Origin of the sequence: Thioclava indica (genome assembly GCF_000714545.1) — a bacterium.
Lineage (GTDB): Bacteria > Pseudomonadota > Alphaproteobacteria > Rhodobacterales > Rhodobacteraceae > Thioclava > Thioclava indica.
In genome coordinates this window covers 82922-104040 of record NZ_AUNB01000073.1, presented here as the reverse complement: position 1 = coordinate 104040, position 21119 = coordinate 82922, and the positions used below count along the sequence as shown (strand labels likewise).

The 21119-nt window shown below is 60.6% G+C and carries 22 protein-coding genes; 11 read left to right on the top strand and 11 right to left on the bottom strand.

Annotated features, from left to right (window positions below; genetic code table 11):
• Window positions 1-79 precede the first annotated feature (79 nt).
• Complete coding sequence (recO, locus tag DT23_RS16555; protein ID WP_038133041.1) at window positions 80-802, top strand: DNA repair protein RecO; 723 nt, start codon at window positions 80-82, stop codon at window positions 800-802.
• On the opposite strand, the gene DT23_RS16550 is transcribed toward recO, so the two are convergent.
• From DT23_RS16550 to DT23_RS16540, 3 genes are all read right to left on the bottom strand, one after another.
• A complete protein-coding gene (locus DT23_RS16550) occupies window positions 793-1296 on the bottom strand; it encodes a GNAT family N-acetyltransferase (RefSeq protein WP_038133040.1) in 504 nt (167 codons plus the stop codon). The two genes, recO and DT23_RS16550, sit on opposite strands and share 10 nt — an antisense overlap.
• Window positions 1297-1352: 56 nt before the next feature.
• On the bottom strand, window positions 1353-2351 hold the full coding sequence (locus DT23_RS16545; RefSeq protein ID WP_038133039.1) for an NAD-dependent epimerase/dehydratase family protein: 999 nt from the start codon (window positions 2349-2351) through the stop codon (window positions 1353-1355).
• 160 nt (window positions 2352-2511) lie between these two features.
• Window positions 2512-4176, bottom strand: coding sequence for an acyl-CoA dehydrogenase family protein (locus tag DT23_RS16540; RefSeq protein WP_038133038.1), 1665 nt, complete (start codon window positions 4174-4176; stop codon window positions 2512-2514).
• 208 nt (window positions 4177-4384) lie between these two features.
• Between DT23_RS16540 and DT23_RS16535 the strand changes: the two genes are divergently transcribed.
• A complete protein-coding gene (locus tag DT23_RS16535; protein WP_038133036.1) occupies window positions 4385-5143 on the top strand; it encodes a sulfite exporter TauE/SafE family protein in 759 nt (252 codons plus the stop codon).
• A gap of 12 nt (window positions 5144-5155) precedes the next feature.
• Here the strand turns inward: DT23_RS16535 and DT23_RS16530 are convergent, their stop codons facing one another.
• The gene (locus DT23_RS16530) at window positions 5156-6259 is read right to left on the bottom strand and encodes a Hint domain-containing protein (protein ID WP_038133034.1); all 1104 of its coding nucleotides are present in this window, start codon (window positions 6257-6259) and stop codon (window positions 5156-5158) included.
• Entirely contained in the window at window positions 6256-7812 is a 1557-nt protein-coding gene (locus tag DT23_RS16525; RefSeq protein WP_038133033.1) for a choice-of-anchor L domain-containing protein, read from the bottom strand. The genes DT23_RS16530 and DT23_RS16525 overlap by 4 nt, the downstream gene beginning before the upstream one ends.
• A 272-nt stretch (window positions 7813-8084) precedes the next feature.
• Between DT23_RS16525 and dapE the strand changes: the two genes are divergently transcribed.
• Entirely contained in the window at window positions 8085-9227 is a 1143-nt protein-coding gene (gene dapE, locus DT23_RS16520) for a succinyl-diaminopimelate desuccinylase (RefSeq protein WP_038133031.1), read from the top strand.
• On the top strand, window positions 9224-9637 hold the full coding sequence (locus DT23_RS16515) for a GNAT family N-acetyltransferase (RefSeq protein ID WP_038133028.1): 414 nt from the start codon (window positions 9224-9226) through the stop codon (window positions 9635-9637). The genes dapE and DT23_RS16515 overlap by 4 nt, the downstream gene beginning before the upstream one ends.
• A gap of 4 nt (window positions 9638-9641) precedes the next feature.
• On the opposite strand, the gene DT23_RS16510 is transcribed toward DT23_RS16515, so the two are convergent.
• Complete coding sequence (locus tag DT23_RS16510; RefSeq protein ID WP_038133131.1) at window positions 9642-10073, bottom strand: Lrp/AsnC family transcriptional regulator; 432 nt, start codon at window positions 10071-10073, stop codon at window positions 9642-9644.
• Window positions 10074-10299: 226 nt separating this feature from the next.
• Here DT23_RS16510 and DT23_RS16505 point away from each other — a divergent pair, with 226 nt between their 5' ends.
• Both DT23_RS16505 and DT23_RS16500 read left to right on the top strand, forming a co-directional pair.
• The gene (locus tag DT23_RS16505; RefSeq protein ID WP_038133026.1) at window positions 10300-11445 is read left to right on the top strand and encodes a type III PLP-dependent enzyme; all 1146 of its coding nucleotides are present in this window, start codon (window positions 10300-10302) and stop codon (window positions 11443-11445) included.
• Window positions 11446-11544: 99 nt separating this feature from the next.
• The gene (locus DT23_RS16500; protein ID WP_240473649.1) at window positions 11545-12735 is read left to right on the top strand and encodes a DUF2235 domain-containing protein; all 1191 of its coding nucleotides are present in this window, start codon (window positions 11545-11547) and stop codon (window positions 12733-12735) included.
• On the opposite strand, the gene DT23_RS16495 is transcribed toward DT23_RS16500, so the two are convergent.
• The gene (locus tag DT23_RS16495) at window positions 12637-13128 is read right to left on the bottom strand and encodes a PaaI family thioesterase (protein WP_038133024.1); all 492 of its coding nucleotides are present in this window, start codon (window positions 13126-13128) and stop codon (window positions 12637-12639) included. The genes DT23_RS16500 and DT23_RS16495 overlap by 99 nt on opposite strands.
• Window positions 13129-13272: 144 nt before the next feature.
• Complete coding sequence (metF, locus tag DT23_RS16490) at window positions 13273-14139, bottom strand: methylenetetrahydrofolate reductase [NAD(P)H] (RefSeq protein WP_038133021.1); 867 nt, start codon at window positions 14137-14139, stop codon at window positions 13273-13275.
• Window positions 14140-14232: 93 nt separating this feature from the next.
• Between metF and DT23_RS16485 the strand changes: the two genes are divergently transcribed.
• The 4 genes from DT23_RS16485 (at window position 14233) to mscL (ending at window position 17480) form a co-directional block, all read left to right on the top strand.
• Window positions 14233-15138, top strand: a complete 906-nt coding sequence (locus DT23_RS16485) for a LysR family transcriptional regulator (RefSeq protein ID WP_038133020.1) — start codon at window positions 14233-14235, stop codon at window positions 15136-15138.
• 78 nt (window positions 15139-15216) lie between these two features.
• Window positions 15217-16008, top strand: coding sequence for an inositol monophosphatase family protein (locus tag DT23_RS16480; RefSeq protein ID WP_038133018.1), 792 nt, complete (start codon window positions 15217-15219; stop codon window positions 16006-16008).
• A 106-nt stretch (window positions 16009-16114) separates the two neighbouring features.
• Window positions 16115-16747, top strand: a complete 633-nt coding sequence (locus DT23_RS16475) for a hypothetical protein (RefSeq protein ID WP_038133017.1) — start codon at window positions 16115-16117, stop codon at window positions 16745-16747.
• Window positions 16748-17051: 304 nt separating this feature from the next.
• Window positions 17052-17480: a large conductance mechanosensitive channel protein MscL gene (gene mscL / locus DT23_RS16470; protein ID WP_038133015.1), complete on the top strand. Its 429-nt coding sequence runs from the start codon at window positions 17052-17054 to the stop codon at window positions 17478-17480.
• Between the two features lie 56 nt (window positions 17481-17536).
• Here mscL and ald read toward each other — a convergent pair whose 3' ends face one another.
• Window positions 17537-18661, bottom strand: coding sequence for an alanine dehydrogenase (gene ald, locus DT23_RS16465; protein WP_038133012.1), 1125 nt, complete (start codon window positions 18659-18661; stop codon window positions 17537-17539).
• A 144-nt stretch (window positions 18662-18805) separates the two neighbouring features.
• Between ald and DT23_RS16460 the strand changes: the two genes are divergently transcribed.
• A complete protein-coding gene (locus DT23_RS16460) occupies window positions 18806-19270 on the top strand; it encodes an Lrp/AsnC family transcriptional regulator (protein WP_038133010.1) in 465 nt (154 codons plus the stop codon).
• Between the two features lies 1 nt (window position 19271).
• Here DT23_RS16460 and DT23_RS16455 read toward each other — a convergent pair whose 3' ends face one another.
• Together DT23_RS16455 and rpsU are read right to left on the bottom strand one after the other, a co-directional pair.
• On the bottom strand, window positions 19272-20657 hold the full coding sequence (locus DT23_RS16455; RefSeq protein ID WP_240473648.1) for a TrkH family potassium uptake protein: 1386 nt from the start codon (window positions 20655-20657) through the stop codon (window positions 19272-19274).
• A 252-nt stretch (window positions 20658-20909) separates the two neighbouring features.
• On the bottom strand, window positions 20910-21116 hold the full coding sequence (gene rpsU / locus DT23_RS16450) for a 30S ribosomal protein S21 (RefSeq protein WP_011748553.1): 207 nt from the start codon (window positions 21114-21116) through the stop codon (window positions 20910-20912).
• Window positions 21117-21119 lie beyond the last annotated feature (3 nt).

Below are 21119 nucleotides of genomic sequence, written 5' to 3'. Positions count from 1 at the left end.
CAAGCTAGGCCGAACTGCGCCGCGTGCGCAAATCACGAACCCGCTTGCGCCGCAACGTCACGACGCGGATAGTCGCGCGATGGACTGGCAAGATCACGGCACTATTCTGTCTGCGCGCCCGCATGGCGAAAACTCGATGATTGTCGAGCTGTTCACCGCCGATCACGGCCGTCACGCGGGCGTGGTGCGCGGTGGGGCATCACGCAAAATGGTGGGAATATTGCAGCCGGGGAACCGCGTCTCGGCGACGTGGCGGGCGCGGCTTGAGGATCATCTGGGCAGCTTTACCATCGAGCCGCTGCAAAGCCGCACGGTGATCTTGACGGATCGCCTAGCACTGGCGGGGCTGAATGCGACCTGCGCGCTGCTGCGCTTTACCCTGCCCGAACGCGAGGCGCATATGCGTGTTTTCGCATCCTCCGAGGCGCTGTTCGATCTGTTCGTTGAGGGGGGCGATTGGGCCGCCGAGTATTTGCGTTGGGAGATGGGGCTGCTTGAGGAAATGGGCTATGGCCTTGATCTGAGCCAATGCGCGGTGACGGGTTCACGCGACGATCTGGCCTATGTCAGCCCGCGCACGGGGCGGGCTGTCAGCCGTGAGGCGGCAGGCGAATGGGCGCCCAAGCTACTGCATCTGCCGCTGTTCTTGCTAGGGCAGGGACCGGCCACGGGGGCCGAGATTGCCCAAGGGTTGCGGCTGACCGGATTTTTTCTGGGCGAGCGTTTGGCACCCGATCTGGGCAATCGCCCGCTGCCCGAGGCACGCAACCGATTGGTTGATCTATTGGCGCGTCAGGGCTGAGAGCGGTCGTCCAGCACCAGTTGCAACAGCGCCAGATCGAGCCAACGCCCGAACTTCTTACCCACCTGCGGCATCATCCCGACATGGTCAAAGCCAAGCCGCTCATGCAGGCGCACCGATCCGGTATTGGCCGCATCAATCGCCGCGATCATGACGTGAAACCCGGTTTCGCGCGCGCGAATAATCAGCGCCTCCATCATCTGCGCGCCCTTGCCACCGGAGCGGTGATCGCGATGGACGTAAACCGAATGCTCGACGCTTAGATGATAGCCGTCATGGGGGCGAAACGGGCCGAAACTGGCATAGCCCACGGCCTCGCCGTCCTGCTCCCAGACGAGCACCGGATAGCCTGCCGCCTGCCGATCCGCGATCCAGTCGCGGCGGTTCTGCGCGTCGATCTCGATATCGTTCCAGATCGCGGTCGTGTTGCGCACCGCGTCATTGTAGATTTCAGCTATTGCTTCGGCGTCGTCTGGCTTGGCGTCCCGGATCATCTGCGCTCTCCTTGTTCAGGCGCAGATTTGGCGCGCATCGCCGCGGTGTGCAAGCCTCATTTCGCGGCGAGGAAACGCGCGGTGCGGATCACGGCCTCATCGGCGGGGGTGAATTTGACGCCCAGATCATCGGTCGCGGCGGTATGGCTAAGATGCATCTTTTTGCCAATCATCGGCAAGATCAGTGCGATCTGGGCATCAAATAGCGCCAGAAGCTTGAGCACGAATTTCGGTGCCAAGCGTTGCGAGATTTTGCGATCGGGGAAATTGGCCTTAAGGGCTGCCGCGAGATCACGGAAATTGGCGAAGCTCTCGGCGCAGATATAGCGCTTGTTGATCGCGTCGGGGCTATCCAGTGCTGCGATATGACAGGCCGAGACATCGGCGATATCCACCACCGGCAAGTCCAGATCAGGCTGCATCGGATCGCGCCCCGACAGCAGCCGTTCGACCACCGCGACCGAAGATCCGGTGTGCTTATCCATCGGCGTGCCGCAAACCAGACCGGGATTGATCACGCTTAGCAGCATTTCGGGATGGGCTTTGACAAAGTCCCAAGCGGCGCGTTCGGCAAAGATTTTCGAACGCGTATAGGCGCTGCAAGTCGGGGCCTCGGGGTTGGACCAATCGGCCTCGGTCATCGGGTTTGAGGTGACGCCATGCATCACTGCCTCCATCGAGGAGGTCAGCACAACACGCGTCACGCCTGCCTTATGCGCCGCTTTGAGAACGCGTTTGGTGCCCTCAACCGCCGGGCCGATGATCTGGGATTCGTCCTTGGGCTTGCTAAGGGGGAAGGGCGAGGCCGTGTGCATCACGCCATCCACGCCGCCCATCGCTTCGGCCCAGCCGCGATCCGTCATCAGATCGGCCTCGACAAAGCTAAGACGTGCCAGGGCCTCGGGCGGCAACCCCGCAAGTGCCGCGCGTACCTCTTGGCTGCGTCCGGATTTACGTAACGTTCCGCGCACAATATCGCCGCGCGCCAACAGATCATAAGCGATCTTCTTGGCGATGAACCCGGTTATGCCGGTGACGAGGATCGTGCGGGGCATACGGCCCTCCTAACGTGATTGGTTAGGATTGAATTGGGGAGGGCGGGGGTGAAGTCAAGTTCGCCCCGTCGGCAAGGGCGATCACCTGTGGCTGAGATGCCGCCAGTGCAAAGGGCGGTGCCCGTTGGACACCGCCCTCCGCATCAAGTTTCAAGCGCGATCAGCCGAGCAGGCGGCGTGCGATGACCTGCGCCTGAATTTCGGCCGCACCCTCGAAGATATTGAGAATGCGCGCGTCACACAGGATGCGCGAGATTTGATATTCCAGCGCGAACCCGTTGCCGCCATGAATTTGCAGCGCGTTGTCAGCCGCCGCCCATGCGACCCGAGCCCCCAGCAGCTTCGCCATGCCCGCCTCAAGATCGCAGCGGTTGCCGTGATCCTTTTCCCAAGCCGAGAAATAGGTCAACTGACGCGCCATCATCGTTTCGACCGCCATCATCGCCAGTTTGCTGGCAACACGCGGGAACTCGATCAGCGATTTGCCGAATTGCTTGCGATCAATCGCATATTGCATGCCGATTTCCAGCGCCGATTGCGCGACGCCCACGGCGCGCGCTGCGGTCTGGATGCGGGCCGATTCAAACGTCTCCATCAGTTGCTTGAAGCCCTTGCCCTCTTCACCGCCCAGCAGGTTTTCACCCGCCACACGGAAGCCGTCAAAGGCCAGCTCGTATTCTTTCATGCCGCGATAGCCCAGCACCTCAATCTCACCGCCGGTCATGCCGGGCGTCGGGAACGGGGCGTCATCGGTGCCCGGCGTCTTTTCCGCCAGGAACATCGACAGACCTTTGTAATCGCTTGAATCGGGGTTGGTGCGCGCCAGTAGCGTCATCACATGGGTGCGCGCAGCGTGTGTGATCCATGTCTTGTTGCCCGTCACGACCCAATCCTCGCCGTCCTTGACCGCACGGGTGCGCAACGAGCCAAGATCCGATCCGGTATTCGGCTCGGTGAAGACGGCGGTGGACAGGATCTCGCCACTCGCCAGACCGGGCAGCCACTTTTCCTTTTGCGCCTCGGTGCCGCCGCAGATGATCAACTCGGCCGCAATCTCCGAACGCGTGCCAAGCGAGCCAACGCCGATATAACCGCGCGAGAGTTCTTCGGTCACGACTGCCATCGACGCTTTGGACAGGCCCAGCCCGCCATATTCCTCGGGAATGGTCAGGCCGAACACGCCCAGTTCCGCCAGCTCCTCTATTACCGACATCGGGATCAGTTCATCCTTGAGGTGCCATTCATGGGCAAAGGGTTTCACCCGGTCCTCGGCATAGCGGTAGAACTGCTCGCGGATCATTTCTAACTCGTCATCCAGCCCCGATTGACCAAAGATCGAGCGGCCCTGCACGTCTTGGATCAGCGCAACCAGACGCAGGCGTGCCCCGTTGGAGTTGCCCGAGGCGATCAGCGTGGCAGCCGCGTCGGACGGGGTCCACGAGACCTCCATATCGGCCAAGCGCACCATTTCGCCTTGGTTCATCTGGATGCCGCCCGCGATCTGGGCGAGGTATTCGCCAAAACCGATCTGCAGGATCAGTTGTTCTATCTCACCGAACTTGCCCTCATCCGCCAGCCGCTTGGCCCAGCCATGCAGCTGTTTGAGCGATTGCTCATAGGTCGTGAGCCATGCCAGCCCATGGGCCTGATACTGATGCGTTTCCAGCAAGGCGCCGGAAATGCGCCCGTCTTTGGTGGCCTTGGCGCGCAAGGCTTCGGTCGCGTCCGAGACAAGCGCCGCCAGTTCGGGCAAGGTCGCTTCACTCAGCGTTAGAAGGTCATTAAGAATGATCGTCTTCACCATATCGGCCCCGTCATGTGCCATGAATCGGCTCCCTATTCTGCAGTTGCATCGTACATAGGTATTTTGCATCCGCAGCGCAATTAAAATGCGCGAGACGCCACGTTCCGGACCTAAAATGTCGCGTCCGTTTTCGGAGTTTCCAACCTTTCCGTGATTTTACATCGATTTTGGCCTTGGGCTGGCTGCGCCGAGAAATCCCGCTAAAAGCAAGCCAAGCAGGGAGAGAACGATGGCACGGTTAGAGCTTTGGCAGATCGGGGTGGCGCTGGCGGTGACGCTATTTGCGGGCTTCGTCAAAGGCGCGGTCGGATTCGCGATGCCGATGATTATGCTGTCGAGCTTTGCCTCGTTTCTGCCGCCCGAGATCGCGCTGGCGCTGTTGATCCTGCCGACCTTGGTGAGCAACCTGATCCAAGCGTTTCGGCAAGGCGTGGGGGCGGCGTGGGGGTCAATCCGGCGCTATCAGCTTTTCATTGCGATGATCATCATCTTCATCCCGATCAGTGCCAGCTTCGTGCGCATTTTGCCGCAACAAGCGATGTATCTGCTGCTGGGCGTGCCGATTGTCGCCTTTGCGATCTGGCAGCTCTCGGGGCGGCCACTGGTGCTGCCTGTTCATCATCGCAAGCGGACCGAGACGGTTTTGGGCATTATCGGCGGGCTTTATGGCGGGATTTCCGGCATCTGGGGGCCGCCGCTGATCGTGTACCTGCTGTCGATCCACGCGCCCAAGCAGGAGGCCGTGCGCATTCAAGGCGTGGTGTTCATGATCGGCGCGGTGATCCTGACGATATCGCATCTCGCCTCGGGGGTGTTGAACGCGCAAACGGTGCCGCTTTCGGCGCTGATGGTCGTGCCGGCGCTGATCGGGATGCGGCTGGGCTTTGGCGCTCAGGATCGCCTTGATCCGGTGCTGTTTCGCCGTTTGACGCTGATCCTGTTGGGGCTGGCGGGGGCCAATCTGGTGCGTCGCGCCTTGATGGGCTAGCCGGCGACTGGATTAGGCGGCGACTGGACCGCGCCCGTGACGGCGTGCAGTGGCCAAAGTCGTGGCCTCATATCCGCTGGCAATTTTGAGGACAGGCTTGCGGTGCAACGGCAACGCGCCCGCGTGCGCAAGATCGGCCAAAGCGGTTGTCGCCGCTAACAGAGGCTGGCGCGCAAGTCGTCCGATATGCAGGCTTTCCACCTCGCAGCCATCCGCGATCAGCAGGTGGTGTCCGCCCAGCAAAATCCCGTGCCAGCTAAGCAATCCGGGCCGATCGGGTTGCAATGCGGTGCAGCAATCAACAAGATGGCTTGCCTCGATCAGCACCTTTTCCTCGCCCAGAATGTAATCCACCGATGGCCCACCCAGCGCGACACGGTGCTGTGGCAGCAGCCAGAGGTCGCGGGTTGCCCCAAAGACGGGCGCGCGCAGTTGAACGGGGCGCAGATGACCCAGCGCGGGCAGGGTCACGCGCCCGGCCCAGACGACCTTTTGCGGCCCGGCATCGGCTGTAAGAACCTCATCGCCCGCGCAGATATGCGCCGCAGGACGCGGGCCTTGGGGTGTCTCGATTGGCGTCGCGGGGGCAAAGCACGCGCCCGGCCCAAGCGGATGCAAATGATCGCCCAGCGCCAGCCATGACACGCGCGGACCAAGCTTGGCGCGATCATCACCCGCGACCAGCGCCAGCGCCTCGGCACGCGTGGGCGGTAGCGGCGCGTGGCCGGAATGTTGGCGCAGCGTGCCATGATCCAGCGCCTTGAGCGTCAGCAGGCTTTCACGCCCCGGCCCGTCCCAACGCCAGCTTAGACGCATCCGCCCGCCGGTCATGATCTCGGACCGGGCATCCAGCGAAACCGCGTGCACCTGATCGCCGCGCCGCTGCATCAGCGTGATCCGCCCCTGCGCGTCTAGTCCCAGCGAGAGAAACTCGCGCCAACCAGCCGTGCGGTTTTCCAGATGGATCAGCGGCAACGGGCCGCTTTCGCCACGCACCAACGTGAATTCCAGCATCAAAGTGCCTTGCGCCAATATCGGCGGCAAAACGCGATCATCGAAACGGTAATGGCCGCGATGGGGCTCGAACGCGGCAATCCAGCCAGACGCGCGGCTCATGCGGCGCGCCCGTGCAAGAGGCTGGATTCAAAGCTGCGCAAAAGCGGGCGGGCCGGGGGGCCATAGCCAGCGCCCGTCAACGGGCAAAGCTCGGGAAACAGTGTGAGGATCTCGGCTTGCAGAGCGCTTTCCAGCCCCTCCATCGTCATCGGGCCGGGCAGGAAGCTTTCGGTGGCGATGCCTTCGGAGAACACGATGTGATGGCACTCAAAGAGAATATGAACATAGGTCACCATGCCGCCCTCGCAGCGCGTGACCGTGGTGTCGTTCACCAGATTTTTCGCCGCGATCAGCACTTCGGAAGAGTCAAACAACAGCTCTGCCATCGGATCACACACCAAGACACGGTGCTGCGGGGACAACAGCAGATCGCGGCTTGCGCCGAACGTGCCTTTGCGAATGCGGATCGGAGCGAAATTGTCCTTGGCGGGCACGGTCGTTGAACCGCTCCAGATCAGGGGTTGTGCGCCCGCGTCCTGCGTCATTACCAGATCGCCGGGGCGCAGGGCCTCAACCGGGCGCAGGCCCTCGGGGGTGTCGATCAGCGTGCCAGCTACGAAACAGGCCACGTTCAGATCAACCACCCCGACCGAGCTATCACCCGCCGAATTTTCGATCGTATAGGTGAAGGCGGTGTTCTCGATATCGTCGCCGGAATCGATGCTCACCGTGCCATCAGGGTTCAGCGTGATCGACTGCCCCGTCGATAGTGTGACCGTATCCCCTGCGGAAACATCAATCCCGTTGATCTTGGTGATCGTGATCGTGCCCGCAGCGGTGTTCGTGTCGTTCTGCGTCAGATCGAAGTCCTTGATCTTATCCGGCTTGAGTTGCAGGTCATCATCATTCGCGATCAGCGAGGTTTGCGCGCTGTCTGCTGCGATTAAGACGTTGGAGTCATATTGCGTGTCCGACACATCCGCGACGCCGATCTTAAGCGTATTGGGCACGCCCGCATTGACCGGAAAAGTGACCGACATGGTGACGGTAAAGCCGTCCATTTCGGTGTTATAGCTGTCGCCCGTATTGTCGATATACAGGCTGTCATTGGCGCCCCCGTTCACGTTGGACACCGACGTCGAACCATCGCCCACATTCACTGTCGCGGGCGTTCCATTCACCCAGATCCCGAAGAAGTCGTTGAAGCTGGAGTTGATATATTCGGGATATTCTTCGGAGGCGAAAACGAAGGTCAGGGTCATCGTGTCCCCGACAGGCGTGAAATTCACATCGAGGATCGAGGCGTCATAAGTGTTCGTGCCTGCCATCGCGTTGAAATCGCTGTCGCTGGGCCCGTTGGTATCGGTCGAGGTGCTGGTTGAACCGTTCACATCGCCCGAGTTGCGCGTGAAGCTGTCAGCGTAGCCGGTGGACAGGATCACCCCGCTATCAGAGGGCGCAACGCCGGGCGAGATCGTATCCGCGTCGCTATAAATAGCCGAGGACCGGGAGTCTCCCGTATAGGTTGCCGAATTCACGGTTACGCCGCTGCCAAAGATGGTTTGCGCCATCTCCATTGCGGTCGCGTTCAGATCATACGTTAACTCTGCCATTTCTGCCCCCGAGCCTCTCGAAGGCAGCGCAACACATTTGCGGTCGTTGCCGCATTTCGCGGTCCGTTTGGCCGCGTTTCAGATGTTGGGCTTTTGCCCTGCTCGTGTTGCCCTGCCTCGGGCTGTTTATATTTTCCTTTATATTGACAGGTTTTATGGCGATTGCGAGCCCCTGCTCACGCGATTGCGAGCAGAGGTGGCGGCGTTGCAACAGCCATTGCCCGCGCCGCGCCTGCGCTTTACTCCTGTGAGCGAAGTGAAAAGGAGCGCAAATGACCATTGATCCCGTAGCCCTTAGCGCCGATCTGATCCGCTGTCCCTCGGTCACCCCCGAGGAGGGCGGCGCGTTGGTGTTGCTGCAATCCCTGCTGGCAGATGCGGGGTTTGAGTGTGCGCGCGTGGATCGCAACGGCACGCCCAACCTGTTTGCGCGTTGGGGCGCAAAGGGGGCTGCGCGCAGTTTCGGGTTCAACGGACATACCGATGTCGTGCCGGTGGGCGATGCGCGGGCGTGGGGTCATGATCCCTTTAGCGGGCAGATCGAAGACGGTGTTCTTTGGGGGCGCGGGGCGCAGGATATGAAATCGGGTGTGGCCGCCTTTGCCGCCGCTGCGGTGGATTTCGTGCGCGAGACCCCGCCCGATGGCGCGGTGATCTTGGCGATCACTGGCGATGAAGAAGGGTCGGGGCGCGATGGCACGCTGGCACTTCTGGACTGGATGGCCACTCAGGGTGAGACGATGTCGGTCTGTCTGGTGGGCGAGCCGACCTGCCCCGAGGTGATGGGCGATATGATAAAAATCGGGCGACGTGGTTCGATGACTTTCTACTTCGAAGCCGAGGGTGTTCAGGGCCATGTCGCCTATCCCCATCGCGCGAAAAACCCGCTGCACGGGCTGGTCGATCTGCTTGGGCAGATGACGCAGAAACCGCTCGACCCCGGCACCGCGCATTTCCAACCCTCCAGCGTGCAGATCACGACGGTCGATTGCGCCAACCCGGCCAATAACGTGATCCCCGCGCGCGCCACAGCTACGGTGAATATCCGTTTTAATGACGCGCATAGCAGCGCATCGCTGATTGACTGGGCGACGGCGCTTGCGCGCAAAATCACCGATCAGTCGGGCGTGACCTTCGCGCTGAACCCGACTGTATCGGGCGAGAGCTTTGTCACGCCCCCCGGTCCCTTTGTCGATCTGGTCGCGAACGCGGTTCAGGCAGAAACGGGCGTCGCGCCTGAACTCTCGACCTCGGGGGGGACTTCGGATGCCCGGTTCGTCAAAGACCACTGCCCGGTGGTGGAATTTGGCCTTGTAGGTGACCGCATGCATCAGGTCGATGAGCGCGTTCCGGTCGAGCAAATCGAAACCCTTAAACGCGTCTATACGCGCATTCTGCAGGATTATTTCGCATGATCATTGAACCCGTTGACGATATTTCCCCCTGTCACGCATTGCGCCGCGCGGTTTTCATCGAGGAACAGGGCATTTCCGAGCCCGAAGAATGGGATGATCTTGATTCGGGAGCGATTCATTTGCTGGCGTATGAAGGGCAAACCCCACTCGGCACGGCGCGGCTGATTATCGCGGGCACAACGGGCAAAATCGGGCGGCTCTGCGTTGCCAAATCCGCGCGCGGCACCGGCCTTGGCGCGGCGCTTGTCACCGAGGCTTGCCTGCGCCTCAAAGCCCGTGGCTGTTCACGCGCCTACCTGTCGGCGCAAACCTATGCGATCCCGTTTTATGAACGCTTGGGCTTCACCGCTTATGGCGAGGATTACGACGACGCGGGCATCCCGCATCGCGATATGGAAAAACCGCTATAGGGTTCTAAACGGCGCGGTCGAGTTTTGTCGTCAGGTGGATCAGGCTTTCTGAATCCCGCACACCTGGAATCTCGCCGATCACATCAAGCACCTTGTCGAGTTGCGGTGTCGAATTGGCCGCGATTTGCAGCATCAGGTCAATGCGCCCCGACGAGGTGACGATCCGCTCAATCTCGGGGAGAGTGCGCAGCTTTTGCAAGATCGCCGCCTGCACCCGCAGATCAATCTCCAGCAAGACAGTGGCGCGCAGACGGGCGGCCTTGGCGGCCTCGCCCAATTTGACCGTGTAGCCTGCGATCACGCCGTTGGTTTCCAGCCGCTCCAGCCGCGCCTGCGCCGTTGATCGCGCCACCCGCAACCGGCGCGCCATCGTCGCCAGCGATATCCGCGCATCGGCCGAAAGCAGGCCGAGAATCTTCTGATCTAGCTCATCCATGGTCATACCTTACAAATTGACCGGCACTTTCGTCATTCTAACCAAGTTTCGCAACATTTTTGTTCTTTCATCTGGTGAAAACGTGTCGCATATCGCGGACTATCGAAAGACAGGAAAAGGGCGGCTCATACGTACCTTGCCTGCGGACTGGTTGAAACGCGTAAGCGCTCTCCCAACCCGCTCGGGGCAAGAGGTGGCTGCCACTCATATGGCAAGGAGCAAGCCGATGGGACTGTCGAAAACGATCTGGGCGAACCCCGTTGAGGTTATCCGCACCAAGCAGCCGGATCATCCGGTTCTGGTGTTTGCGCCGACCGTGTTGCAAGCCACTGCGCGTCGTTTCATGCGCGGCTTTCCGGGTCTGGTGACCTATGCCGTGAAATCCAACCCCGATGAGATGGTTGTCGAAAATCTGGTTGCGGCTGGCATTCGTGGCTTTGATGTCGCCAGCCCCGCCGAGATCGCGATGATCCGTCGGCTCGCACCCTCTGCTGCGCTGCATTACCACAACCCGGTGCGCGGGCGTGACGAGATTGCGTTCGCGGTGAAGATGAATGTGAAAACGTGGTCGGTGGATTCGATCTCGGAGCTGGAAAAGCTGATCGAGATGGTGCCGACCGAGGGCTGCGAGATCTCGGTGCGCTTCAAGCTGCCGGTGTCGGGGGCTGCCTATAACTTTGGCGCGAAATTCGGGGCGACCGCAGAGCTGGCCTCGGTCTTGCTGTCGCGTGCGGCAGCGGCGGGGTTCATTCCTTCGCTGACCTTCCATCCGGGCACGCAATGCACCGATCCGACGGCGTGGGATGCCTATATCCGCGCCGCTGCCGAGATCGCCACGAATGCAGGCGTGCAAATCGCGCGTCTCAATGTCGGGGGCGGGTTCCCGAACCATCGCACGCAGGGTCCGGCACCGATGCTTGAAGATATTTTCGAGCTGATCAAGCGGGTCACGCGCGAGGCATTTGGTGCGGCGCAACCTGCGCTGGTTTGCGAACCCGGTCGTGGTCTGGTCGGTGATGCATTCGTGCATGTCACGCGTGTCAAAGCGGTGCGTGACGGGGCGCATGTGTTCCTCAACGATGGGGTCTATGGCGGGCTCGCAGAACTGCCGCTGATCGGTGTGATCGACCGCGTTCAGGTGATCTCGCCCGAGGGGGAGTATCGTCGCGAAGCGGGCCAGCCGCGTGTCGTCTTCGGTCCGACCTGCGATTCGGTGGACCGTCTGCCCGGCGAAATGGCGCTGCCGATGGATCTGGCCGAGGGTGATTTCGTCGTCTTCCAAGGCATGGGGGCCTATTCCAGTGCGACCAACACGCGGTTCAATGGCTTTGGTCAGCTTGAAGTGGTCACGGCGCTGAGCCTTGATTTCTAGGCTCTGACGGGCGCGTTCCGACAAAGACAATGAAAATTAACGAACCTTGCCTTACACTCAGTCGGGCAAGGTTTTTCATTTGGCTCGGAAGGGGGCGTCGTGCGGGGACTGTTTGACAGGATGATGTCGGTCTTTCGTCGGCACGACAAAGCCCGCCCGGAGGCGCGCACAACCGCGCGTGGGCGTGGATCGGTCGATCATGTCCTGCTGCTGGATGGCACCTTGGGCAGTTTGCGCGCGGACCGGATGACCTCAATCGGGATCATCTACCGGTTTTTGCGCCGCGCTGCGCCGACGGCGTCGGTTTATTACGGCAAGGGGCTGCAATGGCGGGAATGGCATGACACCTCGGACGTGTGGTTCGGTTGGGGGGTGAACCGCCAGATTTTGCGCGCCTATGGTTGGCTCGCGATGCGTTACCGCCCCGGCGACCGGATCTTCCTGATCGGCTATTCGCGCGGAGCGTTTGCGGCGCGCTCGCTGGCGGGGATGATCGAACGGGTTGGCTTGTTACGCGCCGAGGCCGCGATTGAGCGCAACACGAAAACGGCGTGGCGTCACTATGAGGGCGCGCCGCCGCCGCCGATCCTGCAGGGCTTTCGCGACGGGCTGTGTCATCCGTCGGTGCGGCTAGAGATGGTGGGCGCGTTTGATACGGTTTCGGCGCTGGGTGTGCGACTGCCGTTTTTCTGGCTGTTGAATGATCGCCGCGCGCGATTTCACAATGATATTTTGGGGCAAAGCGTGCATCACGGCTATCAGGCGCTGGCGCTGGATGAGACGCGCTCGGTGCTGGAACCCCTGATCTGGGATTGCGAGGGCACGGGCGCTTCGCGGATTGAGCAGGTCTGGTTTCGCGGCTGTCATGGCGATATCGGCGGGCAGCTTGCGCATTTCGAGGACGCGCGCCCGTTGGCCAATATCCCGCTGGTCTGGATGCTGGAAAAGGCCGAGGCGCTGGGCCTGTCACTGCCGCAAGATTGGCAAGAGGCCTTTCCCCGCGATGTCAGCGCGCCCTCGGTTGGCAGTTGGCGCGGCTGGGGGAAGTTTTCCCTGCTGCGCGCGCCGCGAGTCGTTGGGCGCGATCTAAGCGAGCGGCTGCATGAAACCGTGACGTTGCCACCCGCAGAAGGCTGGCGCGCGATTCTGCGGCCGCGGCTTTTGCGACCCGAACTGCACGCGCCTGCGCCGTCAGCTTCCGGGGGTCATCACGAAACAGGTGGTGGTCCCGGTGGCATAGAGCCGCCCGTCCTGCGCGCCCCGGATCTCGCCGCGCGCGACTCCGGTTGAGCGCCCGATGTGATCGAGCGTGCCGATAGCGATGACCTCGGTGCCCGGTTTGATCGCGCGGATCAGGTTGACCTTGAATTCCAACGTGGTCTGGGTCTGACCTTTCTTGAGCCCGGTGATCACCGCGCAGGTCATCGCGGTGTCCAGCACCATCGCATACCAACCGCCGTGAATGCCGCCATAGCCGTTGGTTTGCGGATGAGCGGGTGTGCCGCGCAACTCGACACGGCCTTCCTCGACCTGTGTGATCTTGTAGGCCATCAGTTTCTGCACGGTGGGTGAGGGCACTTCGCCCGCCGCCATCTTACGGATGTAGTCGAGCCCTGAAATATTCAGAACCTCATCGAGCGTAAGAAAATCCTCGGGGCCGTCGGCGTAAATGGGATCGGGCATGGGCGTCTCCTGTTAGATGCGTCACAGGCTAGTGCGAGTTTTGCCAATGCCAAGGAAATGCGTGACTTTCCTTGCGTCACAACGCGCGCGCATGAAAAAGGGGGCGCGCGGCCCCCCCCCGATAGCGATTGTGGCGATACCCTATTAGGCGACGTTTTCGAGAACCGTCTCGGGCGTCACACCCAAAGCATGGCAGACATCGCGCGTCAGCGTCGGGCGGTTGAGCGTGTAGAATTGCAGGTCTTCCACGCCGCCTTCGATCAGCTTGTCGCACAGCTCGGTGCACAGCGCGGTTGCCAGCAACTGTTCGCGATCATCGCGGGTTGCGGCCTCAAACGCCTCTTCGACCCAAGCGGGGATCGAGGTGCCACAGCTTTGGGCGAATTTTTTCGCGCCTTTCCACGACTGGATCGGCAGGATGCCGGGGATGATCTTGGCTTCGATCCCCTCTTTCACGCAGGCATCGCGAAAGCGGAAGAACGTGTCGGCCTCAAAGAAGAACTGCGTGATGGCGCTGGTGGCACCGGCTTCGACCTTGCGCTTGAGCCAGCGCACATCGGCCAGCGAATCCGTGGCCTCGGGGTGGGGTTCGGGATAGGCGCCGCAACGAATGGTGAAGCGGCCATCTTCGGCCAATGCCTCGATCAGTTCGACCGACGAGGCGAACCCATCGGGATGGGGGGTGAAGCCGGCTGAACCCTTGGGCGGATCGCCCCGCAGCGCCACGATTTCGGTGACGCCAACATCGGCATAAGCGTTCACGATCTCCATCGTCTCGGCTTTCGTCGCCTCAACGCAGGTCAGGTGGGCGGCCACATTCAACCCGTAATTTTTGTGAATCGCGCCTACCGCTTCATGCGTCAGCTTGCGCGTCGTGCCGCCTGCACCATAGGTGACCGAGACGAATTCGGGCTGAAGCGGAGCCAAAACCTGCGCCGTTTCCCACAGCCGGAAAGACGCATCCAGCGTCTGGGGCGGGAAGAATTCAAAGCTAATTCTCGGCGTGGTCATAACGGCGTTCCTTTTCGTTCGCTCTCTTGTGTCAGATCGTCCCGTGTGAGACAAACTCATAATCTTCACAATTGTTATGAGCCAAGCCACAAGATGCATCTCGAGTTCCGTCACTTGCGCACGATCAAGGCGATTCACGATGCGGGCGGGCTCGCGCGGGCGGCGGATGTGCTGCATATAACACAAAGTGCGCTGTCACACCAAATCAAGGGGCTGGAGGATCAGACCGGCGTTGAACTGTTCGTGCGCCGCTCCAAGCCGCTGAAACTGTCTGCGGCGGGCATGAAGCTGCTGCGACTGGCCGAGCGCGTCCTGCCTGAAATCGCCGCGACCGAGGCTGAATTTGATGCGCTGCGATCGGGGCGCGCGGGGCGCTTGCACATCGCGATTGAATGTCACGCCTGTTTTGACTGGCTCTTTCCGGTGCTGGAAAAATTCCGCCACGCCTGGCCCGAAATCGACGTCGATATCCGCCCCGGACTTGCCTTTAACGCCTTGCCGGCGCTGGCGCGCGAAGAGGTCGATCTCGTGATCTCATCCGATCCCGAAACGATCCCCGGCGTGCAGTTCAACCCGCTGTTTGATTACGCGCCGACACTGGTCGCCCCCGCCAACAGCCCCTTGGCGGCGAAACCCTTTGTCGAGGCGCAGGATTTCGCGGATCAGACGCTGATCACCTATCCGGTGGATCGCGCGCGGATCGACATTTTCACCCAATTGCTGACCCCTGCCAAGATCGAACCCAAGGCGCATCGCAAGGTCGAGCTGACGGCGGTGATCTTGATGCTGGTGGCCTCGGGGCGCGGGGTGTCGGTGCTGCCCGACTGGGTTCTGCGCGAGGTGAAATACCAGCCCGATTACATCACTCGCCCGGTCACCGCGCAGGGGCTGACCAAACGTCTTTACGCGGCAACGCGGATCGAGGAGGCCACGCAGCCGTTTATGGCGCATTTCCTGCGCTTGGCGCGAACAGAGCCAATGAAATTGCAACGTGCCTGAGGGCGAGGGTGCGCAGGCTCTTGGATTCCGCGCACAACCCTTGTAAGGCAGCCGCTTGAAAGCCGAAGGAGCCCCCCGATGCAAGGCAGCGCAAACCTCAACCTGATGATCAAGGCCGCGCGCAAGGCGGGCCGCTCGCTGGTCAAGGATTTCCGCGAGGTAGAGAACCTTCAGGTCTCGTCCAAGGGGCCGGGCGACTTCGTGTCGAAAGCCGACCGCGAGGCAGAAGCGATCATCAAAGAAGACCTGCGCGCCGCACGCCCGTCCTATGGCTGGGTTGGCGAAGAAACCGGCGAGGAAGAGGGCGAAGACCCGACCCGCCGCTGGATTGTAGATCCGCTTGATGGCACGACGAACTTCCTGCACGGCTTGCCCCATTGGGCCGTTTCTATCGCGCTGGAGCACAAGGGCGAAGTGATTGCGGGCGTGGTTTTTGATGCCGCCAAGGACGAGATGTATTACGCCGAAAAAGGTCTTGGTGCGTTTATGAATGAAACGCGCTTGCGCGTTTCGGGGCGTCACAAAATGATCGAGTCGATCTTTGCGACTGGCGTGCCCTTTGGCGGCAAAGCGACCCTGCCTGCCACCTTGCAAGACCTTGCGCGCCTGATGCCACAATGTGCCGGTGTGCGGCGCTGGGGCGCGGCGTCGCTGGACCTCGCCTATGTCGCCTCGGGGCGCTATGAGGGCTATTGGGAGCGTGGTTTGAATTCCTGGGATGTCGCCGCTGGGCTGATTCTGGTGAAAGAGGCGGGCGGCTTTGTGTCGTCGCTGCGCGAGGGCCGCACGATCTTTGAATCGGGCTCGGTGATTTCCGCCAATAACGCGATGTTCGATCCGCTGAAAAAAGTTCTGACGGAAAAAGCCTAAAGTTTTAGACGTTCAATCGTCTCTAGGTTGATTTCCCCCGTTTTGTTCACTCCTTGTTCACTCTCCTATGGCAGCGTGCAAAGGCTGCCAAAGGAGGGACACTGCCATGTTCCAAGATACTTACTGGGCCGATGCCGGCCCACACCAGTCGCATGCAGAATTCGGTGGGGCCTACCCGATCGAAGCCGCGCTGGATGAGTTGCGCCTAGCCTCGCGCGACCTTGCTTTTGCTGAAGCTGCCGAAGTGATCGCGCAAAATCGTATCACCGTCATCGACGGGATGATTGCCGCCTGTGAAACTGATGCCGCGTGTTCTGATGCAAGTGATGCGGCGGCCCTTCGCGATGCCGCAGCAAACCTGCGTGACGAACGGGCGTCTTTGGCCGAAACCCTACCGCTGGAACGCGCATTTCGCGCCGATCAACGCGATCTTGCCTGCGCCCGGATTGCAGCGGTGCAAACACGGCTTCAGGCTTGGATTGATAATCCGGATGCGATTGAGGCCCCGTTTAATCCCAATATCGCCCCTGATGAGGCAATTGCATTGGCGCAAGAGGGGCTGGCCTGCTCGCCTGAGGAAATCGCGATGACCGCGCGGTCAGATGCCCGCGCGCGCCTGTATGAGGTTTCCTCGGGTGAGGCGCTTGATATTTCGCCCGTCGCGCCCGTAAGCAACACGTATTGCGCGGCTTGGGTTGCCGGGCGCTTGGTCGCGCGTGCCCGTGCACGGCGACATTAAGTGGGCAGGGCGGCTCTACGGCAGCGCCGCATCGCGGTTAGGTCGTTTTACGGTGCAGGATGGCAGAGAAGTCTTTTGCAGCAGCCTGAAATCTGGGTCCAATTCGACGTGAGACAAAGAATAGCGCTAAAGGTGTTTCATAGACCTGCCAGACCAACCCCGGGTGATAGTGGCTTGGCAGGCCAAGAAGGAAACGCTCAGCCTCTGACGGGGTGAACATAGATAGCAACTCGCCATACGCGGTTAATCTATGTTAACATCTTGGCGCTCGGAAGCAATTCGGGCTATCTCTAAGGGGCAGAGAATGATTCAAGAGTTCAAGGACTTCATTGCCAAAGGCAATGTAATGGATATGGCGGTCGGCATTATCGTCGGCGCCGCGTTTACCGCAATCGTGACATCGCTGGTGGGGGATCTGATCAACCCGATCATCGGCTTGATCACGGGGGGCGTGGATTTCTCCAACAAATACGCCGTGCTGGCCGGCGAAGTTCCCGCCGGCGCAAGCCTTGCAGCCGCGCGCGATGCCGGGGCTTCGGTCTTTGCTTACGGCTCGTTCATCATGGCCGTCATCAACTTCCTGATCATCGCGTTCGTGGTGTTCATGCTGGTCAAGATGGTGAACCGCGTCAAATCCGCTGCGGAAAAGCCCGACGAAGTTGCGCCCGAAGTGGCAACCGGCCCAAGCGAGCTGGATGTTCTGCTTGAAATTCGCGACTCGTTGAAAAAATAAGTCGGCCAAGTGCTGATTGACTAAGGCCCGGGCAAAGCTCCGGGCCTTTTGTCGTTTTACTGTGCTGCGTGCAGCAGGGTTTCCGTTTTACTGAGCGGCAGGTTCAGCGCCTCTGCCACCGCAGGATAGGTGATCTGGCCGTCATATACGTTCAGCCCGGCAGCAAGATGGGGATCCTCGGCGCAGGCGCGCTCCCAGCCTTTGTCGGCAAGCGCCAGCATGAAGGGTTGGGTCGCGTTTGACAGCGCCAGCGTTGCCGTGCGCGCCACCGCGCCGGGCATATTCGCCACGCAATAATGCACGATGCCGTCGACCTCATAAATCGGATCATCATGCGTGGTCGCGTGCGAGGTTTCCACGCAGCCGCCCTGATCAATCGCCACATCGACAATCGCTGCACCCGGCTTCATCGTTTTCAACATATCGCGCGTCACCAGTTTGGGCGCTGCTGCCCCCGGTATCAGCACCGCACCAATCACCAGATCGGCCCCGGCCACCAGTTCGGCGGTCTCGGCTTTTGAGGAATAGGCCGTGCGGAACATCCCGCCGAACGTGTCGTCGAGATAGCGCAGACGCGGCAAGGAACGGTCCAGCACCGTCACATCCGCCCCCATCCCAGCGGCCACGCGCGCCGCATGCGTGCCAACCACGCCGCCCCCGATCACCACGACTTTGGCTGGGGGCACACCGGGCACGCCGCCCATCAATACGCCACGCCCGCCATTGGCCTTTTGCAATGTCCAAGCGCCCATTTGTGGCGCAAGCCGCCCGGCAACTTCGGACATCGGCGCAAGCAGGGGCAAGGTGCCATCCCGCGCCGTCACGGTTTCATAAGCGATGCAGGTCGCGCCCGATTGCATCAACTCACGCGCTTGGGGTTCGTCAGCGGCCAAATGCAGATAGGTGAACAGGATCTGACCTTTGCGCAGCATCGCGCGCTCGTCCGCTTGCGGCTCTTTGACCTTCACGATCATGTCGGCAGCCTCAAAAACCGCCTTGGCGTTGGATGAAATTTTGGCGCCAACGGCCTCGTAATCAGCATCATCAAAGCCCGCGCCCAGCCCTGCGCCCGCTTCGACAAGCACTTCGTGGCCATGTGCCACGGCTTCATGGGCCGCAGCTGGTGTCAGCCCGACCCGATATTCACGTGTTTTGATTTCACGCACCGTTCCAATTTTCATCGCGTTTCCTCCTCCAATGGTCCTGTAACGCTCGTAAGTCATTATGAGTTTCGTCGCGCGGCAATGGTTTGCCAATAATCGGTTGTCGCTGACGCGCGCCGCCGATATCTTCGGTCAAGACAGCCTAAATCGACAGGAACTTGCATGGATGGCAAATTGGACGCGACAGACCGTCGGTTGTTGACGGTGTTGCAAAAGTCGGGGCGAATCTCGAATGCCGACCTGAGTGAGCGGGTGAATCTCTCGCCCTCGGCCTGTCACCGGCGTGTCCAGCGGCTGGAAGAAGAGGGCTATATCCGCGATTACGTTGCGCTTTTGGATGCGCGTAAGATGGGGCGGACGACGGTCATCTATGTCGAGATCAAGCTGTCAGGACAGGCAGATGAGATCCTTGCCGCCTTTGAGCGCGAGGTGCAGAAAGTGCCCGAAGTTCTTGAGTGTCATTTGATGGCGGGATCTGCGGATTACCTGTTAAAGGTGGTCGCCAAAGACACCGAGGATTTTGCGCGCCTACACCGCGCCAAACTGGCCTGCCTGCCCGGTGTGATGCAGATCCAGTCAAGTTTTTCACTGAAATGTGTGCAATGGACGACCGCGCTGCCGGTTTGATCTAGGCACGCCAGAAGCGTGGTGAAAACAGCACGAGGATTGCCAGCATCCCGATCCGCCCCAGCAGCATCGCCAGCGTCATCAGCCAGGTTGCAGCGTCAGAAAACGCGGCCATCGTGCCACTGCTCGCGCTTAGGGGGCCGACGGCATAGCCGATATTTCCCAGCGCCCCCCAAGTGGCAAAGAGCGCCGAGATGAAATCGGCACCCGTCATGGAGATCGCGACCGAAATCACACCAAGCGCCAGAATATAACCGGTGAAATACAAGATTAGCGAAGACAGCACGTCTTCCTCAAGAACTTTGCCGTAGAGGCGTGGCAAAATCACCCGATGCGGTGCGTGCAACCGGCGCACCGAGGTGCGGATGACCGCCGCCAGCGCCTGCCAACGAAACACCGAAAGCGCGCCGGAACTTGATCCGGTGCAGCCGCCAATCAGCCCCACCCAATAGACCAAAACCAGACCGAAGCTTCCCCAATGGGAGACATCGGATGTGCCAAAACCGGTGCCTGTCATGATCGAGGACAGGTTGAAACTGCTGTCGCGCAACACCTCCTCGAATGACCCCTGTTGATGGGCATAGCGCCAGATCAGCAAGGCCCCCAAAGCAATCGCAAACCAGCGCAGAAAGGCGCGCACTTGGGGGTCGCCCCAAAACGGGCGCAGATTGCCGTGGCCAAGTTGAACGTAGCGAATGAAGGGCAGCGCCGAGGCGAGCATAAAGAGCGTTCCGGCATATTGCGCGGCGGGCGGAAAGCCCGCAAAACTGGAATCGTGGGTGCCAAATCCCCCCGTCGCCAGTGTCGCCATTGCGTAGCAAATCGCGTCGAACAGGCTCATGCCGGTGATGACGTAGCTGAGGGCACAGAGAAAGGTCAGCGAGCAATAGACCCAAAGCAAGGACTTCGCGATGTCACGGGCACGTGGCATCACTTTGCCCAGCGTATCAAAGCCCTCTGTCTGGAAATATCGCATCCCGCCAATGCGCAGCACGGGCAGGAAGATCATCGCGACAAAGGCGATGCCAAGCCCGCCGAACCAGTTCAGCATCGCGCGCCATAACAGGACCGAGCGCGGCAGATCATCGAGATCGGTGAACACCGTATAGCCGGTGGTCGTGATCCCCGAGGCAGCCTCGAAATAGGCCTTGGTAAAGGTGACATGCGGCGCGCCCTCGATAAACGCCAGAGCCGCAAACAGCGGCACGGCCAGCCAGATCCCGGCGGTCAGTAGATAGGCTTGTCGCGTGGTTAGTCCGTCATTGTTTTCACCGCGCGTGGTTATCGCAAGCAGCGTGCCCACCAGCATCGTTTCAATCGCAGCTTCAAGGAATTCCTGCCAATTCGGGTTGGTGTCGTGCAGGTCAATTGCCATTGGTAGCAGCATCGACGCGCCGAGTGCGGCAAGGATGAGACCAAGCAAATGTATGACGGGCCGGACATCGGGCATGTTTGAAAGAGGTTCCAGCCTAAAGAGCCAATGCGTCGTGCGAGGGTAGGCGGTGGGGCGATTTAGGCAAGGTTAAATCGGTGTCGCGGGGTTTAGAAAACCAAAAACCCCCGACGGCGAAGCCACGGGGGTCATCAGCGCGGGCAAGCCCGCCAGCATTTTCAGACGCCTTGAGCGGCGTAAAGACGCTTAGAGCGCGCCTTCGCGCTGAGCCTTCTTGCGTGCCAATTTACGGGCACGACGAACGGCCTCGGCTTTCTCGCGCGCTTTTTTGACGGAGGGCTTCTCGAAATGTTGCTTGAGCTTCATTTCACGAAACACACCCTCGCGCTGAAGTTTTTTCTTCAGAGCACGAAGCGCCTGTTCGACGTTGTTGTCGCGAACGCTGACCTGCATGTG